The 16,486-nt window shown below is 30.4% G+C and carries 14 protein-coding genes and 2 tRNA genes; 6 read left to right on the forward strand and 10 right to left on the reverse strand.

The window, feature by feature from the left end; translation table 11 throughout:
- Positions 1-24: 24 nt before the first annotated feature.
- A complete protein-coding gene (locus ABXT48_RS05875) occupies positions 25-768 on the reverse strand; it encodes an N-acetylmuramoyl-L-alanine amidase (protein WP_415286075.1) in 744 nt (247 codons plus the stop codon).
- Positions 769-837: 69 nt separating this feature from the next.
- Between ABXT48_RS05875 and ABXT48_RS05880 the strand changes: the two genes are divergently transcribed.
- Both ABXT48_RS05880 and ABXT48_RS05885 read left to right on the forward strand, forming a co-directional pair.
- A complete protein-coding gene (locus tag ABXT48_RS05880; protein WP_415302821.1) occupies positions 838-1,623 on the forward strand; it encodes a VacJ family lipoprotein in 786 nt (261 codons plus the stop codon).
- 34 nt (positions 1,624-1,657) lie between these two features.
- On the forward strand, positions 1,658-2,254 hold the full coding sequence (locus tag ABXT48_RS05885) for an MlaC/ttg2D family ABC transporter substrate-binding protein (protein ID WP_415286078.1): 597 nt from the start codon (positions 1,658-1,660) through the stop codon (positions 2,252-2,254).
- Between the two features lie 20 nt (positions 2,255-2,274).
- On the opposite strand, the gene ABXT48_RS05890 is transcribed toward ABXT48_RS05885, so the two are convergent.
- From ABXT48_RS05890 to ABXT48_RS05910, 5 genes are all read right to left on the reverse strand, one after another.
- Positions 2,275-2,351, reverse strand: a tRNA-Ile gene (locus tag ABXT48_RS05890).
- A gap of 66 nt (positions 2,352-2,417) precedes the next feature.
- Positions 2,418-2,492: transfer RNA gene (locus tag ABXT48_RS05895), tRNA-Val, on the reverse strand.
- Between the two features lie 8 nt (positions 2,493-2,500).
- A complete protein-coding gene (rpoD, locus tag ABXT48_RS05900; protein ID WP_415286080.1) occupies positions 2,501-4,324 on the reverse strand; it encodes an RNA polymerase sigma factor RpoD in 1,824 nt (607 codons plus the stop codon).
- A gap of 66 nt (positions 4,325-4,390) precedes the next feature.
- Positions 4,391-6,166, reverse strand: coding sequence for a DNA primase (gene dnaG / locus ABXT48_RS05905; RefSeq protein WP_415286082.1), 1,776 nt, complete (start codon positions 6,164-6,166; stop codon positions 4,391-4,393).
- The gene (locus ABXT48_RS05910; RefSeq protein WP_415286083.1) at positions 6,166-6,627 is read right to left on the reverse strand and encodes a GatB/YqeY domain-containing protein; all 462 of its coding nucleotides are present in this window, start codon (positions 6,625-6,627) and stop codon (positions 6,166-6,168) included. The genes dnaG and ABXT48_RS05910 overlap by 1 nt, the downstream gene beginning before the upstream one ends.
- A 128-nt stretch (positions 6,628-6,755) precedes the next feature.
- Here ABXT48_RS05910 and carA point away from each other — a divergent pair, with 128 nt between their 5' ends.
- Together carA and carB are read left to right on the forward strand one after the other, a co-directional pair.
- The gene (gene carA, locus ABXT48_RS05915) at positions 6,756-7,952 is read left to right on the forward strand and encodes a glutamine-hydrolyzing carbamoyl-phosphate synthase small subunit (protein WP_415302823.1); all 1,197 of its coding nucleotides are present in this window, start codon (positions 6,756-6,758) and stop codon (positions 7,950-7,952) included.
- Entirely contained in the window at positions 7,930-11,154 is a 3,225-nt protein-coding gene (gene carB / locus ABXT48_RS05920) for a carbamoyl-phosphate synthase large subunit (RefSeq protein ID WP_415286087.1), read from the forward strand. Before carA ends, carB begins: the two co-directional genes overlap by 23 nt.
- On the opposite strand, the gene ABXT48_RS05925 is transcribed toward carB, so the two are convergent.
- The 3 genes from ABXT48_RS05925 to ABXT48_RS05935 all read right to left on the reverse strand — a co-directional run bounded on the left by ABXT48_RS05925 (position 11,151) and on the right by ABXT48_RS05935 (position 14,015).
- Positions 11,151-12,206: a D-alanine--D-alanine ligase gene (locus tag ABXT48_RS05925; protein ID WP_415286089.1), complete on the reverse strand. Its 1,056-nt coding sequence runs from the start codon at positions 12,204-12,206 to the stop codon at positions 11,151-11,153. The genes carB and ABXT48_RS05925 overlap by 4 nt on opposite strands.
- A 202-nt stretch (positions 12,207-12,408) precedes the next feature.
- Positions 12,409-13,071: a hypothetical protein gene (locus ABXT48_RS05930; RefSeq protein WP_415286091.1), complete on the reverse strand. Its 663-nt coding sequence runs from the start codon at positions 13,069-13,071 to the stop codon at positions 12,409-12,411.
- On the reverse strand, positions 13,071-14,015 hold the full coding sequence (locus ABXT48_RS05935; protein WP_415286093.1) for a mitochondrial fission ELM1 family protein: 945 nt from the start codon (positions 14,013-14,015) through the stop codon (positions 13,071-13,073). Before ABXT48_RS05935 ends, ABXT48_RS05930 begins: the two co-directional genes overlap by 1 nt.
- Positions 14,016-14,036: 21 nt before the next feature.
- On the opposite strand from ABXT48_RS05935, the gene trxB reads away from it, so the two are divergent.
- Positions 14,037-14,981, forward strand: coding sequence for a thioredoxin-disulfide reductase (gene trxB / locus ABXT48_RS05940; RefSeq protein WP_415286095.1), 945 nt, complete (start codon positions 14,037-14,039; stop codon positions 14,979-14,981).
- Between the two features lies 1 nt (position 14,982).
- On the opposite strand, the gene ABXT48_RS05945 is transcribed toward trxB, so the two are convergent.
- Complete coding sequence (locus tag ABXT48_RS05945) at positions 14,983-15,360, reverse strand: winged helix-turn-helix transcriptional regulator (RefSeq protein WP_415302825.1); 378 nt, start codon at positions 15,358-15,360, stop codon at positions 14,983-14,985.
- Between the two features lie 106 nt (positions 15,361-15,466).
- On the opposite strand from ABXT48_RS05945, the gene ABXT48_RS05950 reads away from it, so the two are divergent.
- On the forward strand, positions 15,467-16,486 hold the full coding sequence (locus ABXT48_RS05950) for an NAD-dependent epimerase/dehydratase family protein (protein WP_415286098.1): 1,020 nt from the start codon (positions 15,467-15,469) through the stop codon (positions 16,484-16,486).

Consider the following 16,486-nt stretch of genomic DNA (forward strand, 5'->3'; position numbering starts at 1 on the left):
TAACTATAGAACTTCAAGAAAAATTTAATTATATGCCTTGATAAGATTTTTGCTAATAATCAGACATTCTTGATCAATTTTACCATCAACCAACTCTTGCCTAAATCTTCTTTGAAAAGTTTTTGCTAATTTCTCTAAATATTTATTCTTACTCTTGTCTTTTGGATATTTTTTTGAATATCCAATCTTAAACAGGTTTCTGAAAAAAATATTTTCTTCTATTTTATCTATCTTTAGTTTTCTATTTTTTATCAAATCTTGCTTATTTAATGTGTGCCATATCCCTATTTTATTTTTAGATAAATACTCCCATGGAAACTTTTCACCTGGGTCTTTTTTCCTTAGTATTGCTATATCTGAATGTCCCAAAATATTATTAGGACTAATTTTATATTTTTTTATTAAAAACTTACTTAACTTTAAAAGAGAGGAGGTTTGTTTTTTTGTAAATTTTTTATAACCATGCTCATGTCCTGGGTTTGTAATTTCAATTCCAATAGAATTTAAATTTAAAGACTTATAATTTTTCCACGAAGATTCTCCAGCATGCCATGCAATGTATAAATCAGGTACTATTTTTACAATTTCTCCATTATTTTTAATTAAATAATGGCAGCTAACCTCAGATTGTATTTCGATAAGCTTATTTATGGCATCAGATTCTTTTTTCATTCCCGTATAATGAAAAATAATAAATTTGATTTGCTTAGAAGTTCTTTTTTTAGAATTAAAATTTGGGGAGTAGTTCAATGATGTTTTTAAAGCCATTTTTGTGTCATATTTAGAGCTAATTGCTGATTTACATTAACATTATATATATTATATAATGATTATATTATGAAAAAAATTATAATAACTTCACTTATAAGTTTATTGTTAGCAACAAATGTGTGTGCTGACACAGATGGTGAAAATAGCTTATCAAAAAAAAATTCTGGAGATGTTAAAGATTGTTTTGAAGGTTTAAATAGAGCCACCTTTTCTTTAAATCAAAGTTTGGATAAAGCTATATTAGAACCAGTTGCTAAAGGTTATAGAAAATTGCCATCACCAATCAGATATGGAACGAGTAATGCCCTTGAAAATATTTCTTCACTCTTAACTATACCCAATAATATTCTTCAGGGAGAGTTTAAAAAAGCTGGAATTAACACTGGAAGATTTGCTGTTAATACTACATTAGGTATTCTTGGAGTATTCGATGTGGCCACAAAAATGAATTTTCCAGAGTATGAAAAAGAAGATTATGGGCAAACTTTTGGTGCTTGGGGTATTGGGGCAGGTTGTTATGTTGTGTTACCAGTTCTTGGACCATCAACTGTTAGAGATACTTTTGGTTCATTTATGAATGTATTAGGTGGGGATCCTTATTATAACCTGTCTGTTCATGGAAATAATCAATATTTAGATCAAGACTTATATATGACAACAAAAATTATATCAGGAATTGATTTTAGGGCAAAAAACTTAGAGACTATAGATAATTTAGAAAAAAACTCTATGGACTTTTATGCTTCAGTAAGAAGTTTGTATTTGCAAGATAGACAGCAAAAAATTAGAAACTCAGATCCAACAATTGATATTATGTATGAAGGCGACTGGGAAGAAGTAGAAACTAAATAATTAAAAATAAATAATCTTAACAATGAGCAAGGTAATGTTTCTAAAAAAAACTTCAACATTCTTATTTTTTTTAGTAATTTTTTTCTCAAGTATTGCTAAAGTTTACTCGATTGAACCAGATATCTTTGTTCAATCAACAGTTAACAGAGCCTCAGAAGCTCTTAATGATAACTTTTCTAAAGAAGAAAAAATAGAGAGGCTAAAAAAAATTGCAAGTGAAACAGTAGATATCAATGGTATTGGTTATTACACTTTGGGAGCTTATAGAAAATATATAAATGAAGATCAAAAAAAAGAGTATTCAAATCTTTTTGAGCAATATTTTTTAAAAAGTTTTGCTAGTAGACTAGCTGAATATTCAAATCCAGAGATTGAAGTCTTATCTAAAAAAAAATTAAATGAAAATTATACAATAGTATCTAGTATTTTAGTTGGAACAGAACAAAGGCCTGAAGTTAAAATTGATTGGAGAGTTTATACAAAAAACCCAGAAATCCCTTTAATCAGAGATTTAATTATTGAGGGCTTAAGTCTCGTGAGAACTCAAAAGGAAGAATTCTCTTCTATCATTCAAAATAATGATGGAGACATCAATGCTCTTTTTTCTACTTTAAAAGAGTTTATTAAATAATCATCTATAAAAATAATTTTTGGTGGGCCCGCCAGGACTCGAACCTGGGACCAATACATTATGAGTGTACTGCTCTAACCAACTGAGCTACAGGCCCTAAAAATTAAACTTTAATTATATTATAATGTAACCGATGTCTAGCATAGGTAAAAGATAATGAAAATGGTGGGACTGGTTGGTTACGCTCCAACTACCCCTGCAATGTCAATGCAGTACTCTACTATTGAGCTACAGTCCCTTTGAATTTTAACTTTCTAAAAAGCTTTTTAACTGTTTGGATCTGCTTGGATGTTTTAATTTTCTTAAAGCTTTAGCTTCTATCTGTCTAATACGCTCTCTTGTTACAGAAAACTGAAGACCTACTTCTTCAAGAGTATGGTCTGTATTCATTCCAACACCAAATCTCATTCTAAGAACTCTTTCTTCTCTTGGTGTTAGAGTTGATAAAATCTTAGTCGTGGCTTCACTTAGATTTGATTTAATAGCTTGTTCTAAAGGTGCTAATGCTTTTGTATCTTCAATAAAATCACCCAAACTACTATCCTCTTCATCTCCTACTGGTTTTTCAAGAGATACTGGTTCTTTTGATATTTTTAAAACTTTTCTAACTTTGTCTAAAGGCATTCTTAATTTTTGCGCTAATTCTTCAGGTGTGGCCTCTCTACCAAACTCACTTAAAATTAATCTTTGTGTTCTTACAATTTTATTAATAGTTTCTATCATGTGAACTGGAATTCTTATTGTACGAGCTTGGTCAGCAATAGATCTGGTGATTGCTTGTCTGATCCACCAAGTAGCATATGTTGAAAACTTATAACCTCTTCTGTATTCAAATTTATCCACAGCTTTCATAAGACCAATGTTTCCTTCTTGAATAAGATCTAAAAATTGAAGACCTCTATTAGTGTACTTTTTTGCAATTGAAATTACCAATCTTAAGTTTGCTTCAACCATTTCTTTTTTTGCAATTCTAGATTCTTTTTCACCTTTTTGAACTCGGCTAACTATTTTTTTATAATCAGTGACTGAAATTCCAAGTTTATGGCTAATCTCAATTAATCTCTCTCTTATGTTTTTAAATTCATCTTTATTTTTTGAGAAAAACTGCTTCCACATGGGGTTAGTATCAAGGAACTTTTTAAGATTTGGATTAATTTCATTGCCAATATAAAACTTAATAAATTCATTTCTTGGAATTTTTTGATCCATTGCTAGTCTTAAAAGGTTTCCTTCTAGTGAAACAATTTTTTTATTTTCCACATAGTGCTTTTGAACCAATTCCTCTGTTACAGAAGGTGACAATTGTAATGATTTAATATTTTCTAAAATATCACTTACAATTTTATCATGTCCTTTTTCTTTAGCAGTTGAGAAGCTAACTGCATTTAAAATACCATCAAGCTTTTCTTTTTGATACCTGGTTAATTTTGCATATTCTTTTGTTAAAGTATTTACAGTTTTTAAAACTTTTGGTTTGATTTCAGTTTCCATTGCTGCAAGCGTTGGATTGAACTCATCATCGTCTCCATTATTTTCATCATTTTTATCAGTTTCACCAGAATTTCTTTGCTTAGCGCTTGGACCTGTATTTTCGTCTTCCATGTAGTTAGTATCAATATCAATAATTTCTCTAACTAAAATTTCATCACTTTGAAGTTTCTCATCCCACTCCACAAATTGTTGTGCAGTAATTGGGCTTTGTGCTAATGCGATAAGCATTACATCTTTCCCAGCTTCTATTCTTTTTGCAATTGCAATTTCACCTTCACGAGATAAGAGCTCTACTCCACCCATCTCCCTTAAATACATTCTTATAGGGTCATCACTTTTCTCAATTGTCTTACCCTCTTCTTTAGATGAATTTTCTTTTTTTCTTAAAACTTTAAAATCAGATTTTTTTTCTACAAGTGCTACATTCTCATCAAGAATGTGCATGAAGGCTTGTTCTAAATTTTCGTCTGAAAGATTTCTTTTACCTAATGATTTATTTAGCTCGTCAAAAGTTATAAATCCTCTATGAGTCCCACGACCCATAAGTCTAGCAAATGATTTTGTAATTATTCTTTCCACAATAGTATATTTGAAATGACTTATATAAGCGCAATTTGAGAAAAATCCACGTATTTTTTGAAAGATTTAATTGATGTTTTTTTGTTTTTTTAGCTCTCTTATTTCATTGAAAGTGCTTTCGCTTAAATCTTTAGAGAACTTCGACTCAAGCTCTTCAATTCTGAACTCTAAATCGTAGTTTTTAAGGTCTCTAGAGACTTCCTCTAGTAGTTCAAACATTTTATTCTGATCATTTTGATGGTTATTCAGGATATGCTTTATCGAAGCAAATTTAAAAATCTTTTCAGTTAATTGAGGATCGATTGGAATTTGGTCTAAGGTAAGTTTTTCTCCACTCTTTAGTTTGGTTATCAAGGTGTCAAAAATTAATTTATTTTCTTCACTAAATAGATTTATATTTTCAATCATGTGAATATTTTCTTGAAATAAATCTAAATTGTTCATTATTAAATAAAGCAATGAAAACTCTTTAAGCTCAACACCGCTTAATAATTTGCTTTCGTTAAAGTGTTTTTGAGTAGACTGTAATGATTTTATCTTTTTAGTATAAAATTGTTTTTTTCCTACATTGCTATGTGGAGTTAAAGATGAAATTTTCTCCAAGAAAAACTCTAGTACATATTTTTTTATAAAATCATCTTTTATGGTTGCAGCAATAGCTCTTAATTTTTTTTCAAAAATAGCCATTGATGAAGGATTGTTATCAGTTTGTTGTTTATAATGATTAAATATAAACTGATGAATTGAAATTTTTGCCTGTTTAGTAAAATCAATAAAGTTTGCTTTGCCATTTTTATTTGCATAACTATCAGGATCTTCGCCATCTGGTAAAAAAAGAAACGAAATTTGTTTTTCTGGTTGTAGTTCTTTAATTGAATTTTCTGCTGCCCTGAGCGCTGCTTTGTATCCACTCTCATCACCATCAAAGCAGATAATTATATCTTCAAAGAATTGGTTAAGCATTAAAATCTGTCTATCCGTTAAAGATGTTCCAAGATTTGCTACAACATTTTCAATTCCATTTTTACTTAAACCAACTACATCCATGTATCCTTCAACTAAATATACGTGGTCTATTTTATTTGATAATCTTCTAGCTAAGTCCAGATTATATAAATTAGAACCTTTTTTAAAAAAAGGTGTTTCAGGAGAATTGATATATTTTGCTGAATAACTATTTTCTTGAATGGTTCTTCCTCCCAATCCAATGGGTTGGCCTGAAATATTATTAATTGGAAATATTATTCTATCTCGAAATCTTTCAACGTATTTATTCTTTTTTTCATCTAAATAAAAAAGACCACTTTCAACTAAAACTTTCTCACTAAATTCATCTTTTAATTTTTCATAAAAATTAGAGTTTCTTTCAACAAATCCAATCTTAAAATTTTTTACTTCATTCTTACTAAGGTTCCTTTTCTTTAAATAGTCTCTCGCAATAGTTAAACTTTCATTTTTTAAAATTTCTTCGTGATAAAATTGAACATATTGATTATAGATTGAGCAATACTCTTGCCAATTTTTTTCACGTTCTTCATCTTGTTTTGAAAATGTGTAAGGTCTCATACCTGCAAGATTTGCTAATGATTTTACCGCTTCTCCAAATTTCAAATTTTGAGTTTTCATTATAAAATCAAAAATATTTCCATGTTCTGATGTTGCAAAACAATGATAAAATTCTTTTTCATCATTAACTGTAAATGAAGGTGTTTTTTCAGTTTTAAAGGGTGATAAGCCTACAAATTCTTTGCCTCTTTTTTTTAGACTGACAGACTTTGATACAACTGTTGAAACCTTTAAACGAGTTTTAATTTCGTCTAAATACTCTTTTGGGTATTTCATTATTTATTTAATAGTTCTTTGAGTAAAGGTCCGGCTTTAGCAAAATCTAGATTGTCAGGGTATGACTTTTTCAATTCACCCATCACTTTACCCATGTCTTTAATTGATGCGGCACCCAATTTACTTATTGTATCAACGCATATCTTTTTAGTTTCTTCATCGTTTAACTGCTGTGGTAAAAAACTAGATAAAAGATCAAATTCATTTTGCTCAACTTCTAGCAAATCCATCCTGTCATTTTTTTTATAGATATCTATTGATTCGATTCTTTGCTTGATCATTTTCTTTAAAAGTTTTTTAATGTCCTCATCGTCTGTTTCTTTTATGTCGGCGCCAGATCGATTGATAATATCGATATCTTTTATTCCAGATAAAATTAACCTGTAGGTTGAGATTTCAACCTTATTTTTTGATTTTAGAGAATTTTTATAGTTAGTTTCAATTTTTTCTTTCAATGTCATAATATTTTTTAATCTACTGCAAAGTGAAAATTCTTCAAAAGAAAAATTGTTTTTTTATAATTTTATAATACATCTCTGTTGCGATAATTAAGGTTTTATTGTATTAACCTTTAACTCATGAGTTGTAATTGATCAAAAAAACAAAAAAGATTAGCTCTAACAAAATCTCACAGATTCACACAGGCGTTTTAGTTCTTGAAAATAAAGCAATCTTTAAAGGTGTTGGTATTGGCTATCAAGGAACAGCGACAGGCGAAGTATGCTTCAATACTTCTCTAACAGGCTATCAAGAAATTATTTCAGACCCCTCTTATGCTGGGCAAATTATCAATTTTACTTTTCCACACATTGGTAACGTTGGAACTAACAAGCAAGATTTAGAATCTGATAAAGTTTGGACCAAAGGTGTAATTTTTAACTCTGAGATAACAAGTCCTTCTAACTATAGATCTTTGCTAAATTTAGACGAGTGGTTAAAAAAAAATAAAATTGTTGGGATCACTGGTTTGGATACAAGAGGCTTGACTAATTATATTAGAGATAAAGGAGCCCCTAAAGGTACCATTTCTTTTTCTAATAAAGGCAATTTCAATATTAGTAAATTAGCAAATATCACAGCGAAATGGAGTGGATTAAATAATTTAGATTTAGCAGAACAAGTGACTACTAAAAAAAATTATATTTGGTCAGGTTTTAAAACTTGGAAAAAAGAAACTGGTTACTTAAAAAATAAAAAAAACTCATTACACATTGTTGCAATTGATTATGGAATTAAAAAAAATATCCTAAGATATTTCTCAGATCTTAATTGTAAAGTAACAGTGGTTTCGTGCAAAACGAGTGCAAAAGACATCCTTAAATTAAAGCCAAATGGGATCTTTTTATCCAATGGTCCTGGTGACCCTGCAGCAACTGGAAAATATGCAATTGAAATCATTAAAGAATTAATCAAAAATAATTTACCTATTTTTGGTATTTGCCTTGGTCATCAAATTTTAGCCTTAGCGCTTGGTGCAAAAACTAAAAAAATGAAACTTGGTCATAGAGGTGCTAATCATCCAGTTAAAAACTTAATTAAAGATAATGTCGAAATCACGAGTCAAAATCATGGCTTTGAAATTATAAGAGCAACATTACCAAAAAATATTGAAGTAACTCATAAATCTTTATTTGATAATTGCATTGAAGGAATTAGATTAAAAAATAAACCTGTTTTTTCTGTTCAATATCACCCTGAATCAAACCCAGGGCCACAAGATAGTGTTTACTTATTTGAAGAATTTATTAACAACATAAAAAAAAATGCCAAAAAGAAAAGACCTTAAAACTATACTAATCGTTGGTGCTGGACCAATTATCATAGGTCAAGCATGTGAGTTTGACTACTCAGGTACACAAGCCTGTAAGGCACTTAAAGATGAAGATTATAAAGTTATTTTAATTAACTCTAATCCTGCAACTATCATGACAGACCCTGGTGTTGCAGATAAAACTTATATTGAGCCAATAACCTTGGAGGTATTAGAAAAAATTCTAAAAAAAGAAAAACCAGATGCAATTTTGCCAACAATGGGTGGCCAAACTGCTTTGAATTTAGCAATGGAAGCTGAGAAAAAAGGAATTCTTAAAAAATACAAGATTGAACTAATTGGTGCGAATTCTAAGGCAATCTCTAATGCAGAGGACAGAAAAAAATTTAGAAAAAACATGTTAGATATTGGTTTGGACTTACCAAAATCTAAAGTGGTAAATCATATTAGAGATGCTGCAAAAGCTTTAAAACAAATCGGATTACCAGCAATAATTAGACCTGCGTTTACTTTGGGTGGTTTGGGTGGAGGAATTGCCAAAACTGAAAAAGAATATCTTAAAATAGTTAAAGATGGTTTACACGAGTCCCCTGTTAGCCAAATTTTAATTGAAGAATGCCTTGAGGGTTGGAAAGAATTTGAAATGGAAGTTGTTAGAGATAAAAAAGACAACTGTATTATTATTTGTTCTATTGAAAACATTGACCCAATGGGAATTCATACGGGAGATTCCATTACAGTTGCACCCGCTCTAACACTTACGGATAAAGAGTACCAAGTTATGAGAAATGCCTCAATTGCTTGTCTTAGAAAAATTGGAGTAGAAACAGGTGGTTCAAATGTTCAATTTGCAATCAATCCTAAAGATGGCAGAATGGTTATCATTGAAATGAACCCAAGAGTTTCGAGATCTTCAGCTCTTGCTTCTAAAGCAACAGGGTTTCCAATTGCAAAAGTTGCAGCAAAACTAGCTGTTGGTTACACACTTGATGAATTAAAGAATGAAATTACTAAAACAACACCTGCTTCTTTTGAACCTAGTATTGATTATGTAGTGACTAAAATACCAAGGTTTACCTTTGAAAAATTCTCTACTTCTGAGGCAATTCTTGGGACTTCAATGAAATCAGTTGGTGAAGCAATGGCAATTGGTAGAAACTTTAAAGAATCTCTTCAAAAAGCATTGGTCTCTCTTGAAATTGGCTTTTCAGGCTTAGATCGAATTTTTCCACTTAGCAAAAAAAAAATAGAAAAAGAATTAAAAAAAAATATTCCAAATAGAATACTATTAGCTGCTGAAGCGTTTAGAAAAAAAATCAACATTAAAAGAATTCACCAACTTTGTAAAATAGATCCTTGGTTCTTGGAGCAAATAAAAGAAATTGTTGATGAAGAAAATCAAATACAAAAAAAAGGTCTCCCTAAAGACTACAATGAATTTAATAGAATTAAATCAATAGGTTTTTCTGATAAAAAACTATCTGAAATCACTAAAATTCCTGAAGACCTTGTTAGGAAAAAAAGAACTGCTTTAAAAGTATTACCAGTTTACAAAAAAGTAGACACCTGTGCTGCTGAATTTAAATCTTTCACACCTTATATGTACTCAACATATCAAAGAAATTATGCTTTGAATTCAGAGTGTGAAGCAGAACCTTCTTCAAGAAAAAAAATCATAATTTTAGGGGGTGGACCAAATCGTATAGGTCAAGGTATTGAGTTTGATTACTGTTGTTGCCAAGCAAGTTATGCTCTTAAAGATAGTGGTTTTGAAACTATAATGATTAACTGTAATCCTGAAACAGTTTCAACAGACTACGACACAAGTGATAGGCTTTATTTTGAACCTCTTAAAGAAGAGTATGTTTATAATATTATTAAAAAAGAACAGCAAAAAGGAAACCTTGTAGGGATCATTGCTCAGTTTGGTGGACAAACTCCTATAAGACTTGCAAAGTTTTTACATGATAACAAACTTCCAATTCTTGGAACGCAGTACACCTCAATAGATCTTGCTGAAGATAGAAATAGATTTAGAAAATTACTTGATAGATTAAAATTAAAACAAGCTGAAAGTGGTATTGCTAAAACTTACAAGCAAGCCATTCAAATTGCTGAAAAAATTGGTCTACCATTAATGGTAAGACCTTCTTATGTGTTAGGTGGAAGAGCAATGGAAATTGTTCATGAAAAAAGCCAATTGAAAAACTTTGTAGAAGAAGCATTTAAAGCTGCAGAAGATAATCCCATATTAATAGATAAATTTATTAGCCACGCTATGGAAGTTGATGTTGATGCAATATCTGATGGTAAGCAAGTATTTGTTGCAGGTATCATGCAGCACATTGAAGAAGCAGGTATTCACTCTGGAGATTCTGCATGTTCTTTACCTCCTATATCTATTAAACCAAAGTTGATAACAGAAATAGAGGTTCAAACAAAAAAATTAGCTTTAGCGTTAAATGTTAAAGGTTTTATGAACATTCAATTTGCCATTAAAAATGATGAAATTTATGTAATAGAAGTAAATCCAAGAGCAAGCAGAACAGTTCCCTTTGTATCTAAGGCCAAAGGATTGCCTCTTGCAAAAATTGCCTCAAGAGTGATGGCTGGTGAAAAATTATCTAAATTTAACTTAAGAGGTAAAAATAAAAACTTATTTGCAGTTAAAGAAGCAGTATTTCCTTTCAATAAATTCCCAAATAGCGACCTATTATTGGGTCCTGAGATGAAATCAACAGGTGAAGTAATGGGATTTGATAAGGATTTTGGTATGGCTTATGCAAAAAGCCAAATTGCTGCTTCAAACTCATTACCAACAAAAGGTTTAGCATTTATTTCTCTCAAAGATGGTCATAAAGATGAAGGTGTAGATTTAGCAAAACAATTAATAAAATTAAATTTTACTTTATGTGCTACGGGTGGAACTGCCGACTACATTCGTAAACATGGAATAAAGTGCAAAACAATAAACAAGGTTAGTGGAGGATCACCTCACATTGTTGATGTACTAAATTCTAAAAAAATTGCCTTAGTTATTAATACTGGTGGTGGAAATAGTGAGCACCGTCTTCATGATGCAATGGCTTTAAGAAGAGCAACGCTAGGTAATAAAGTTCCTTATTGCACAAACATGTCTACTGCTCAAGCTTGCTTGATGGGGATTAGATCTTTAAAAACAAAAGAGATTACTGTTACAGCGCTTCAAGATATTTAATGTGAAGACAAGCCAGTATTTGCAATACTAAAAATCATATCTTCGTAACTCATATCAAGGTTTAGTACACACGATCTATAAAAATAACCTTTTCGAAGACCTGGCATTAAATTTGCTTCTATAAAATGAGGAGAGCCTAAATGATCCATTTTAATATCTATTCTACCTAAAGATTTTCCACCTAAGGCTTTAAATGAATCTTTTGCTAATTTAGAAAGTTTGTCAAAGACCACAACATCTGAAACAAGAATTACGCTCTCTTCATCATTTTTTTTAACATCAAAATCAAGAATGCAATGACCGTCTACATTTTCTTTTACGATAATTTCTATTGGCATAGTTCTTAAAGTTCCGTCAATACTATCTTCAAAAATACCAACACTATATTCTTTTCCTGCTAAATATGTTTCGACTAAAGAAGGTGAGTTTTGCATTACTTTAATGTCTAATACTTTTGAGGTAAAATCTTCAAAATTAAATACAATTGAATTTTTATCCACACCCCTGCTATCTCCACCAGTTACTGGTTTTATAAAAAGGGGAAATTTTATTGGTATTGATGATTCTTTTAAGTATTCACCGGGGTTTGTTATAAAAAAATCTGCAGTTCTAATATTATTTTTTTGCATAATCTTTTTTGCTCTATTTTTATCACTTTCATTATCAAGAGCTGCTTTACTTGAGGCGATATATGGAATTTCAAACATCTCTAAATAATCATTTAGCCATATTTTCCTATTATTAAAAAAGAAATACTTAACACCAGAGAATACTAAATCAGGCTTTCTTTTAACTAGGGCTTCAAGATCTTCTTCTGAATTAATTTCAGTAATTAAAACATTTTTATATCGTTTAGATAAAATCCTTAGAACATTTTTTTCTTCTAGAATAATTCCGACATTATCTTGATGCGAATTTACTTCACCCAAATTAGGGACTACGACTATTTCTATAGTCTTAGTAATTTTTATTGGAATAATATTATTTTTTTTTAAGGGTAAAATATTACCTATTTCTGGAATTCCCTGTTTAGCTATATCTTTTATAATCATAATAAATAACCTTCATCAATCATGATAAATTCATGACTTCTGAATTGTCTTTAGATCGGTACTTTTCGAAAAATACTTGCCTCTATAATGATTTGTAATTTTATCTGGCAGTATCTAAAAAACAGTGAATATCAGTTACAATGGCAATAGATAGAAGCAAATTAAATAAGACACTTTTCATCACTTCTATAGGAAGATTTGACTAAGCTACTTTCCAATCTGTTGGGAAAGTTACATAGTTAACCTGAAGACATCGTCTTTCTTTAACTATTGTCTTCTTTTCCATACCATGCCAAGTGTTGGGTCCACTTGTAAAAAGATAACCATAGTTATGTTTGTAAGGCACAGTTTTTACCTTTTCTAATTTCTCATTATAAAAATCTGTTCCAAGTTCCTCAGATTCATTGGTATTATTAACAAATATTAACCCTGACATTAGTTTTTCTTTAATATCACAATGAGGCTTTAACCAAAAACCCTCTCGATCACAAATAACCTCAAGTCTAACATATGAATTAGATAAATCTCTATTGATCATTTTTGAGATAGTTTCATGAACTTCTTTGGATTGTAGTTCATTAATAAATTTCACTAGGTTTGGAAATTGTTTTTCATTTTCTTTTGATACAAAACATCTAAATTTTACTGCTTCACCACCTGATGCTATCCCCTCTCTAAATTCAGCAGCACCTCCATCTATTGCTCGAGTGCCATCATAATTTAAATTATGTTTAGTTACATCTTGGATATCTGCAATAGTAATTTCTTTTATTGCCCCATCAGTAAGTGCATCATCATACTCCCAGTGATCAAAAGGAAATTTATGTTTTTTAGATTGGTTTTGAATTGAACTTAAAAATGACATCAAGAATTTATTTTTTGTTTAATAATACTTGCTACTCTATTAGTTTCATCAAGTTTTGGATAGGACCAATTTTCAATCTCTTCTCCTAAATTTCTAGTTATGTTTAATTCTCTAAATAAATTTCTAAATCTTTGAAATCTTTTGTCATTTTTTTTAGGCAAAATACTAGCTATATAGATTGGTTTACCAGTCAAGGCTGCTTCTGAAATCATAGAGCTAGAGTCGCATGTAACTATAATATTTTCAGAAATTGCTAAGGCTGATAGGTAGGCTTTTTTATCAACATCCATTACTATTGTGTGATTTTCACCAAAAAATTCTTTTGCATAATGAATAGTATTTATTGGTGTTCTCATTGAAGGAATTACCACAAGTTGGAAGTCATGTTTTTTTAACAATTTATATAATGCTGTAAAAATATGTTTCATATTTTTAGTTGAATAATCATAATACTTGGTGGGACCACCCATTATTAAGGTCCAAATTTTTCTTTCATCTTTTTTAATAAATGAATTTAGATAATCTTTATTTTCACTTATCTCATTTTCTGTAAGATAATGAATTGCTCCTTTTGTAGTAACAACATTCGACCCTTCTATTGCGTCATGTTCTGGAGCTACAATAAAATCAAAATGAGTTAAATCTACTTTTGGATCTTGAATATGGATATTAAATACTTTTTTATTTGATGTTTTTTTTAAATGAATTGATGGAATAACACTTTTTCGTCCGCAGGAGATAATCACATCAAAATCATCATGATCAATTTTTTTAAACACGGTCTGTGAAACAGGGCTAAGATTTGGTGGAATTAATTTCCATAAATGATTTAGTTCAACCTTATGGTGTGTAAAATCTATATCCAAAGCTTTAGCCAAACCCTCTACTTGACTAATCATGCCATGCATACCCTCAGTCAATAATATCCCTTTTAATTTTGTCATTTATCCTTATATAACTTCTGCATGAGTGAAAATCCAATTAAACACACAAAAGTGTTAATAATAGGGTCAGGTCCAGCTGGCTATACAGCAGCTGTGTATGCTGCCCGAGCAATGCTGAGCCCTGTTTTAGTATACGGCTCTGAACCTGGTGGACAATTAACTACAACAACAGATGTAGAAAACTATCCTGGATTTTCAGATGTAATTCAAGGTCCATGGTTAATGGATCAAATGCGAGACCAAGCAAAAGCAGTTGGTACAGAAATGATTGAAGATCATATCGGATCAGTAAATTTAAAATCTACACCCTTTGAAGCAGTTGGTGATAGTGGACAAAAATATACTGCAGATAGTATAATTATTTCAACAGGTGCTCAGGCAAGATGGTTAAATATAGAATCAGAACAAGCATATAGAGGCTTTGGTGTTTCAGCGTGTGCAACATGTGATGGTTTTTTCTTTAAAGAAAAAGTTGTGGCAGTTGTTGGTGGTGGAAATGCAGCTGTAGAAGAGGCAATGTTTCTTACAAAATTTGCATCGAAGGTAAAACTAATTCATAGACGAGATACTTTAAGAGCAGAAAAATTACTTCAAAAAAAATTAATGGCAAATAAAAAAATTGAAATAATTTGGGATAGTGCTGTTGAAGAGGTTATTGGGGATAGCGAACCTAAAAATGTTACAGCGATTAAAGTTAAAAATCTTAAAACAAATAAAATTGAAGAAATGAAAATAGATGGTTTATTTATTGCAATTGGTCATGATCCAGCAACGGCTCTTTTTAAAGATCAATTAGATATGGATAAAGAAGGTTATTTATTAACTAAACCAGATTTAACAGAAACTAATATCCCTGGTGTTTATGCTGCAGGTGATGTTAAAGACAAAACATTTAGACAAGCTGTAACTGCTGCTGGAATGGGTTGTATGGCTGCACTTGAAGCTGAAAAATTCTTATCTCACTAACTTAAATATTCACTATTTTAGAAATTTCTTTTTTTCTACCTAGGCTCCATTTTTTTAAAGCAGATATTATTGGTATTGCTGAATTTCCGAATTCACTTAACTTATAATCTACGTTTTGAGATTTATTAATAATTTTAACAACCAAACCATCTTTTCTCATTTCATCAAGTTTTCTTGCCAAAACTTGGGAGCTGATATTAGTTACTATTTTTCTAAGCTCATTAAATCTGATTTTCTTATTTTCATAGATTCTTGCAATAATAAAAATTTTCCATTTTCCTCCTAATAATTCCATAACGTTTGAAAAAGGACATGATTGTTTTTGATTAATTTTTTCCACATCTCTTTTGTAAACTAATAACAAAAAATGACCAGTCATTATTTAAGTAACTGTGAAGTGACTAGTAAGCTTATAATTAGTTGATAAAAGATTATTTATGTCCATATGTACTAAAACAAAAATTTAATTAAAAAGGAATAACAAAATGACAAATAAAGTATTATTAACTGGAATAAGCGGCTGGATAGCAAAACATATAGCAATTGAATTATTAAATTCTGGATATGAAGTTTTAGGAACTGTTAGAAGCCAAAACTCATTAGATAAAACAAAGAAAACTCTAAGCGAATATGTTTCAACAGATAAATTATCATTTGTTGAATTGGACTTATTAAAAGATGATGGTTGGGTTGAGGCTGCTAAAGATTGTAAATATATTATACATACTGCTTCTCCCTACCCTATGAAAAGTTCAAGAAATAGAGAAGCTTTAGTTCCAGCTGCTAAAGGTGGGGCGTTAAGAGTTTTAAATGCTGGTATAGAAGCTAATGTTGAAAAGATAATTCTTACTTCGTCAATAGTAGCCATGTTTAAAAAACCTAACAGAACAAACCCATATACTTTTGGGGAAGGTGATTGGTCGGATGCTGATTGGAGTGGATCAAATGACTATACCACATCAAAGACAAAAGCTGAACAAGCTGCATGGGAATTAATGGAAAGCAAAGGCTTAAAAGACAAATTAACTGTAATTAATCCAGGAGGAGTTTTTGGTGATGCTTTAGATAAAAAAACAAATACCTCAACTAGCTATGTTGAACTTTTCCTTAAAGGAAAATATCCTATGGCGCCAAATTTTGGAATATTAATTTCTGATGTAAAAGATGTAGCAAGAGCACATGTTTTATCTATAAAAAATCCCAAGGTTAATGGAAGACGTTTAATTATTGGTTCAGAAGTAAAAAAAATGCTCGAAGTTTCTAAAATTATGGCTGAAGCATTTCCAAAGTATGCAAAAAAACTTCCAAAAAAAGAAATGCCAAATTTTATGGTTAAATTGATCAGTTACTTAGATTCTTCTGTAAAGATTATGTTGCCTGATCTTGGAATTTTAATGCAGACTGACACTTCATATTCTGAAGATTTATTGGGTATGAAATTTAAACCTGCAAAAGATAGTATTGTAGATGCTGGGAACTCAGTAATTAGACTTGGATTAGTTTAA

The sequence above is a fragment of the Candidatus Pelagibacter sp. Uisw_101 genome, from assembly GCF_047727615.1.
Taxonomy (GTDB): domain Bacteria; phylum Pseudomonadota; class Alphaproteobacteria; order Pelagibacterales; family Pelagibacteraceae; genus Pelagibacter.

Bases quoted from the DNA above. Each gene is read 5' to 3' on its own strand.
- ABXT48_RS05875 (WP_415286075.1), bottom strand. From the start codon at position 768: ATGGCTTTAAAAACATCATTGAACTACTCCCCAAATTTTAATTCTAAA.
- ABXT48_RS05880 (WP_415302821.1), top strand. From the start codon at position 838: ATGAAAAAAATTATAATAACTTCACTTATAAGTTTATTGTTAGCAACA.
- ABXT48_RS05885 (WP_415286078.1), top strand. From the start codon at position 1,658: ATGTTTCTAAAAAAAACTTCAACATTCTTATTTTTTTTAGTAATTTTT.
- dnaG (WP_415286082.1), bottom strand. From the start codon at position 6,166: ATGAAATACCCAAAAGAGTATTTAGACGAAATTAAAACTCGTTTAAAG.
- ABXT48_RS05910 (WP_415286083.1), bottom strand. From the start codon at position 6,627: ATGACATTGAAAGAAAAAATTGAAACTAACTATAAAAATTCTCTAAAA.
- carB (WP_415286087.1), top strand. From the start codon at position 7,930: ATGCCAAAAAGAAAAGACCTTAAAACTATACTAATCGTTGGTGCTGGA.
- ABXT48_RS05925 (WP_415286089.1), bottom strand. From the start codon at position 12,206: ATGATTATAAAAGATATAGCTAAACAGGGAATTCCAGAAATAGGTAAT.
- ABXT48_RS05930 (WP_415286091.1), bottom strand. From the start codon at position 13,071: ATGTCATTTTTAAGTTCAATTCAAAACCAATCTAAAAAACATAAATTT.
- ABXT48_RS05935 (WP_415286093.1), bottom strand. From the start codon at position 14,015: ATGACAAAATTAAAAGGGATATTATTGACTGAGGGTATGCATGGCATG.
- trxB (WP_415286095.1), top strand. From the start codon at position 14,037: ATGAGTGAAAATCCAATTAAACACACAAAAGTGTTAATAATAGGGTCA.
- ABXT48_RS05945 (WP_415302825.1), bottom strand. From the start codon at position 15,360: ATGACTGGTCATTTTTTGTTATTAGTTTACAAAAGAGATGTGGAAAAA.
- ABXT48_RS05950 (WP_415286098.1), top strand. From the start codon at position 15,467: ATGACAAATAAAGTATTATTAACTGGAATAAGCGGCTGGATAGCAAAA.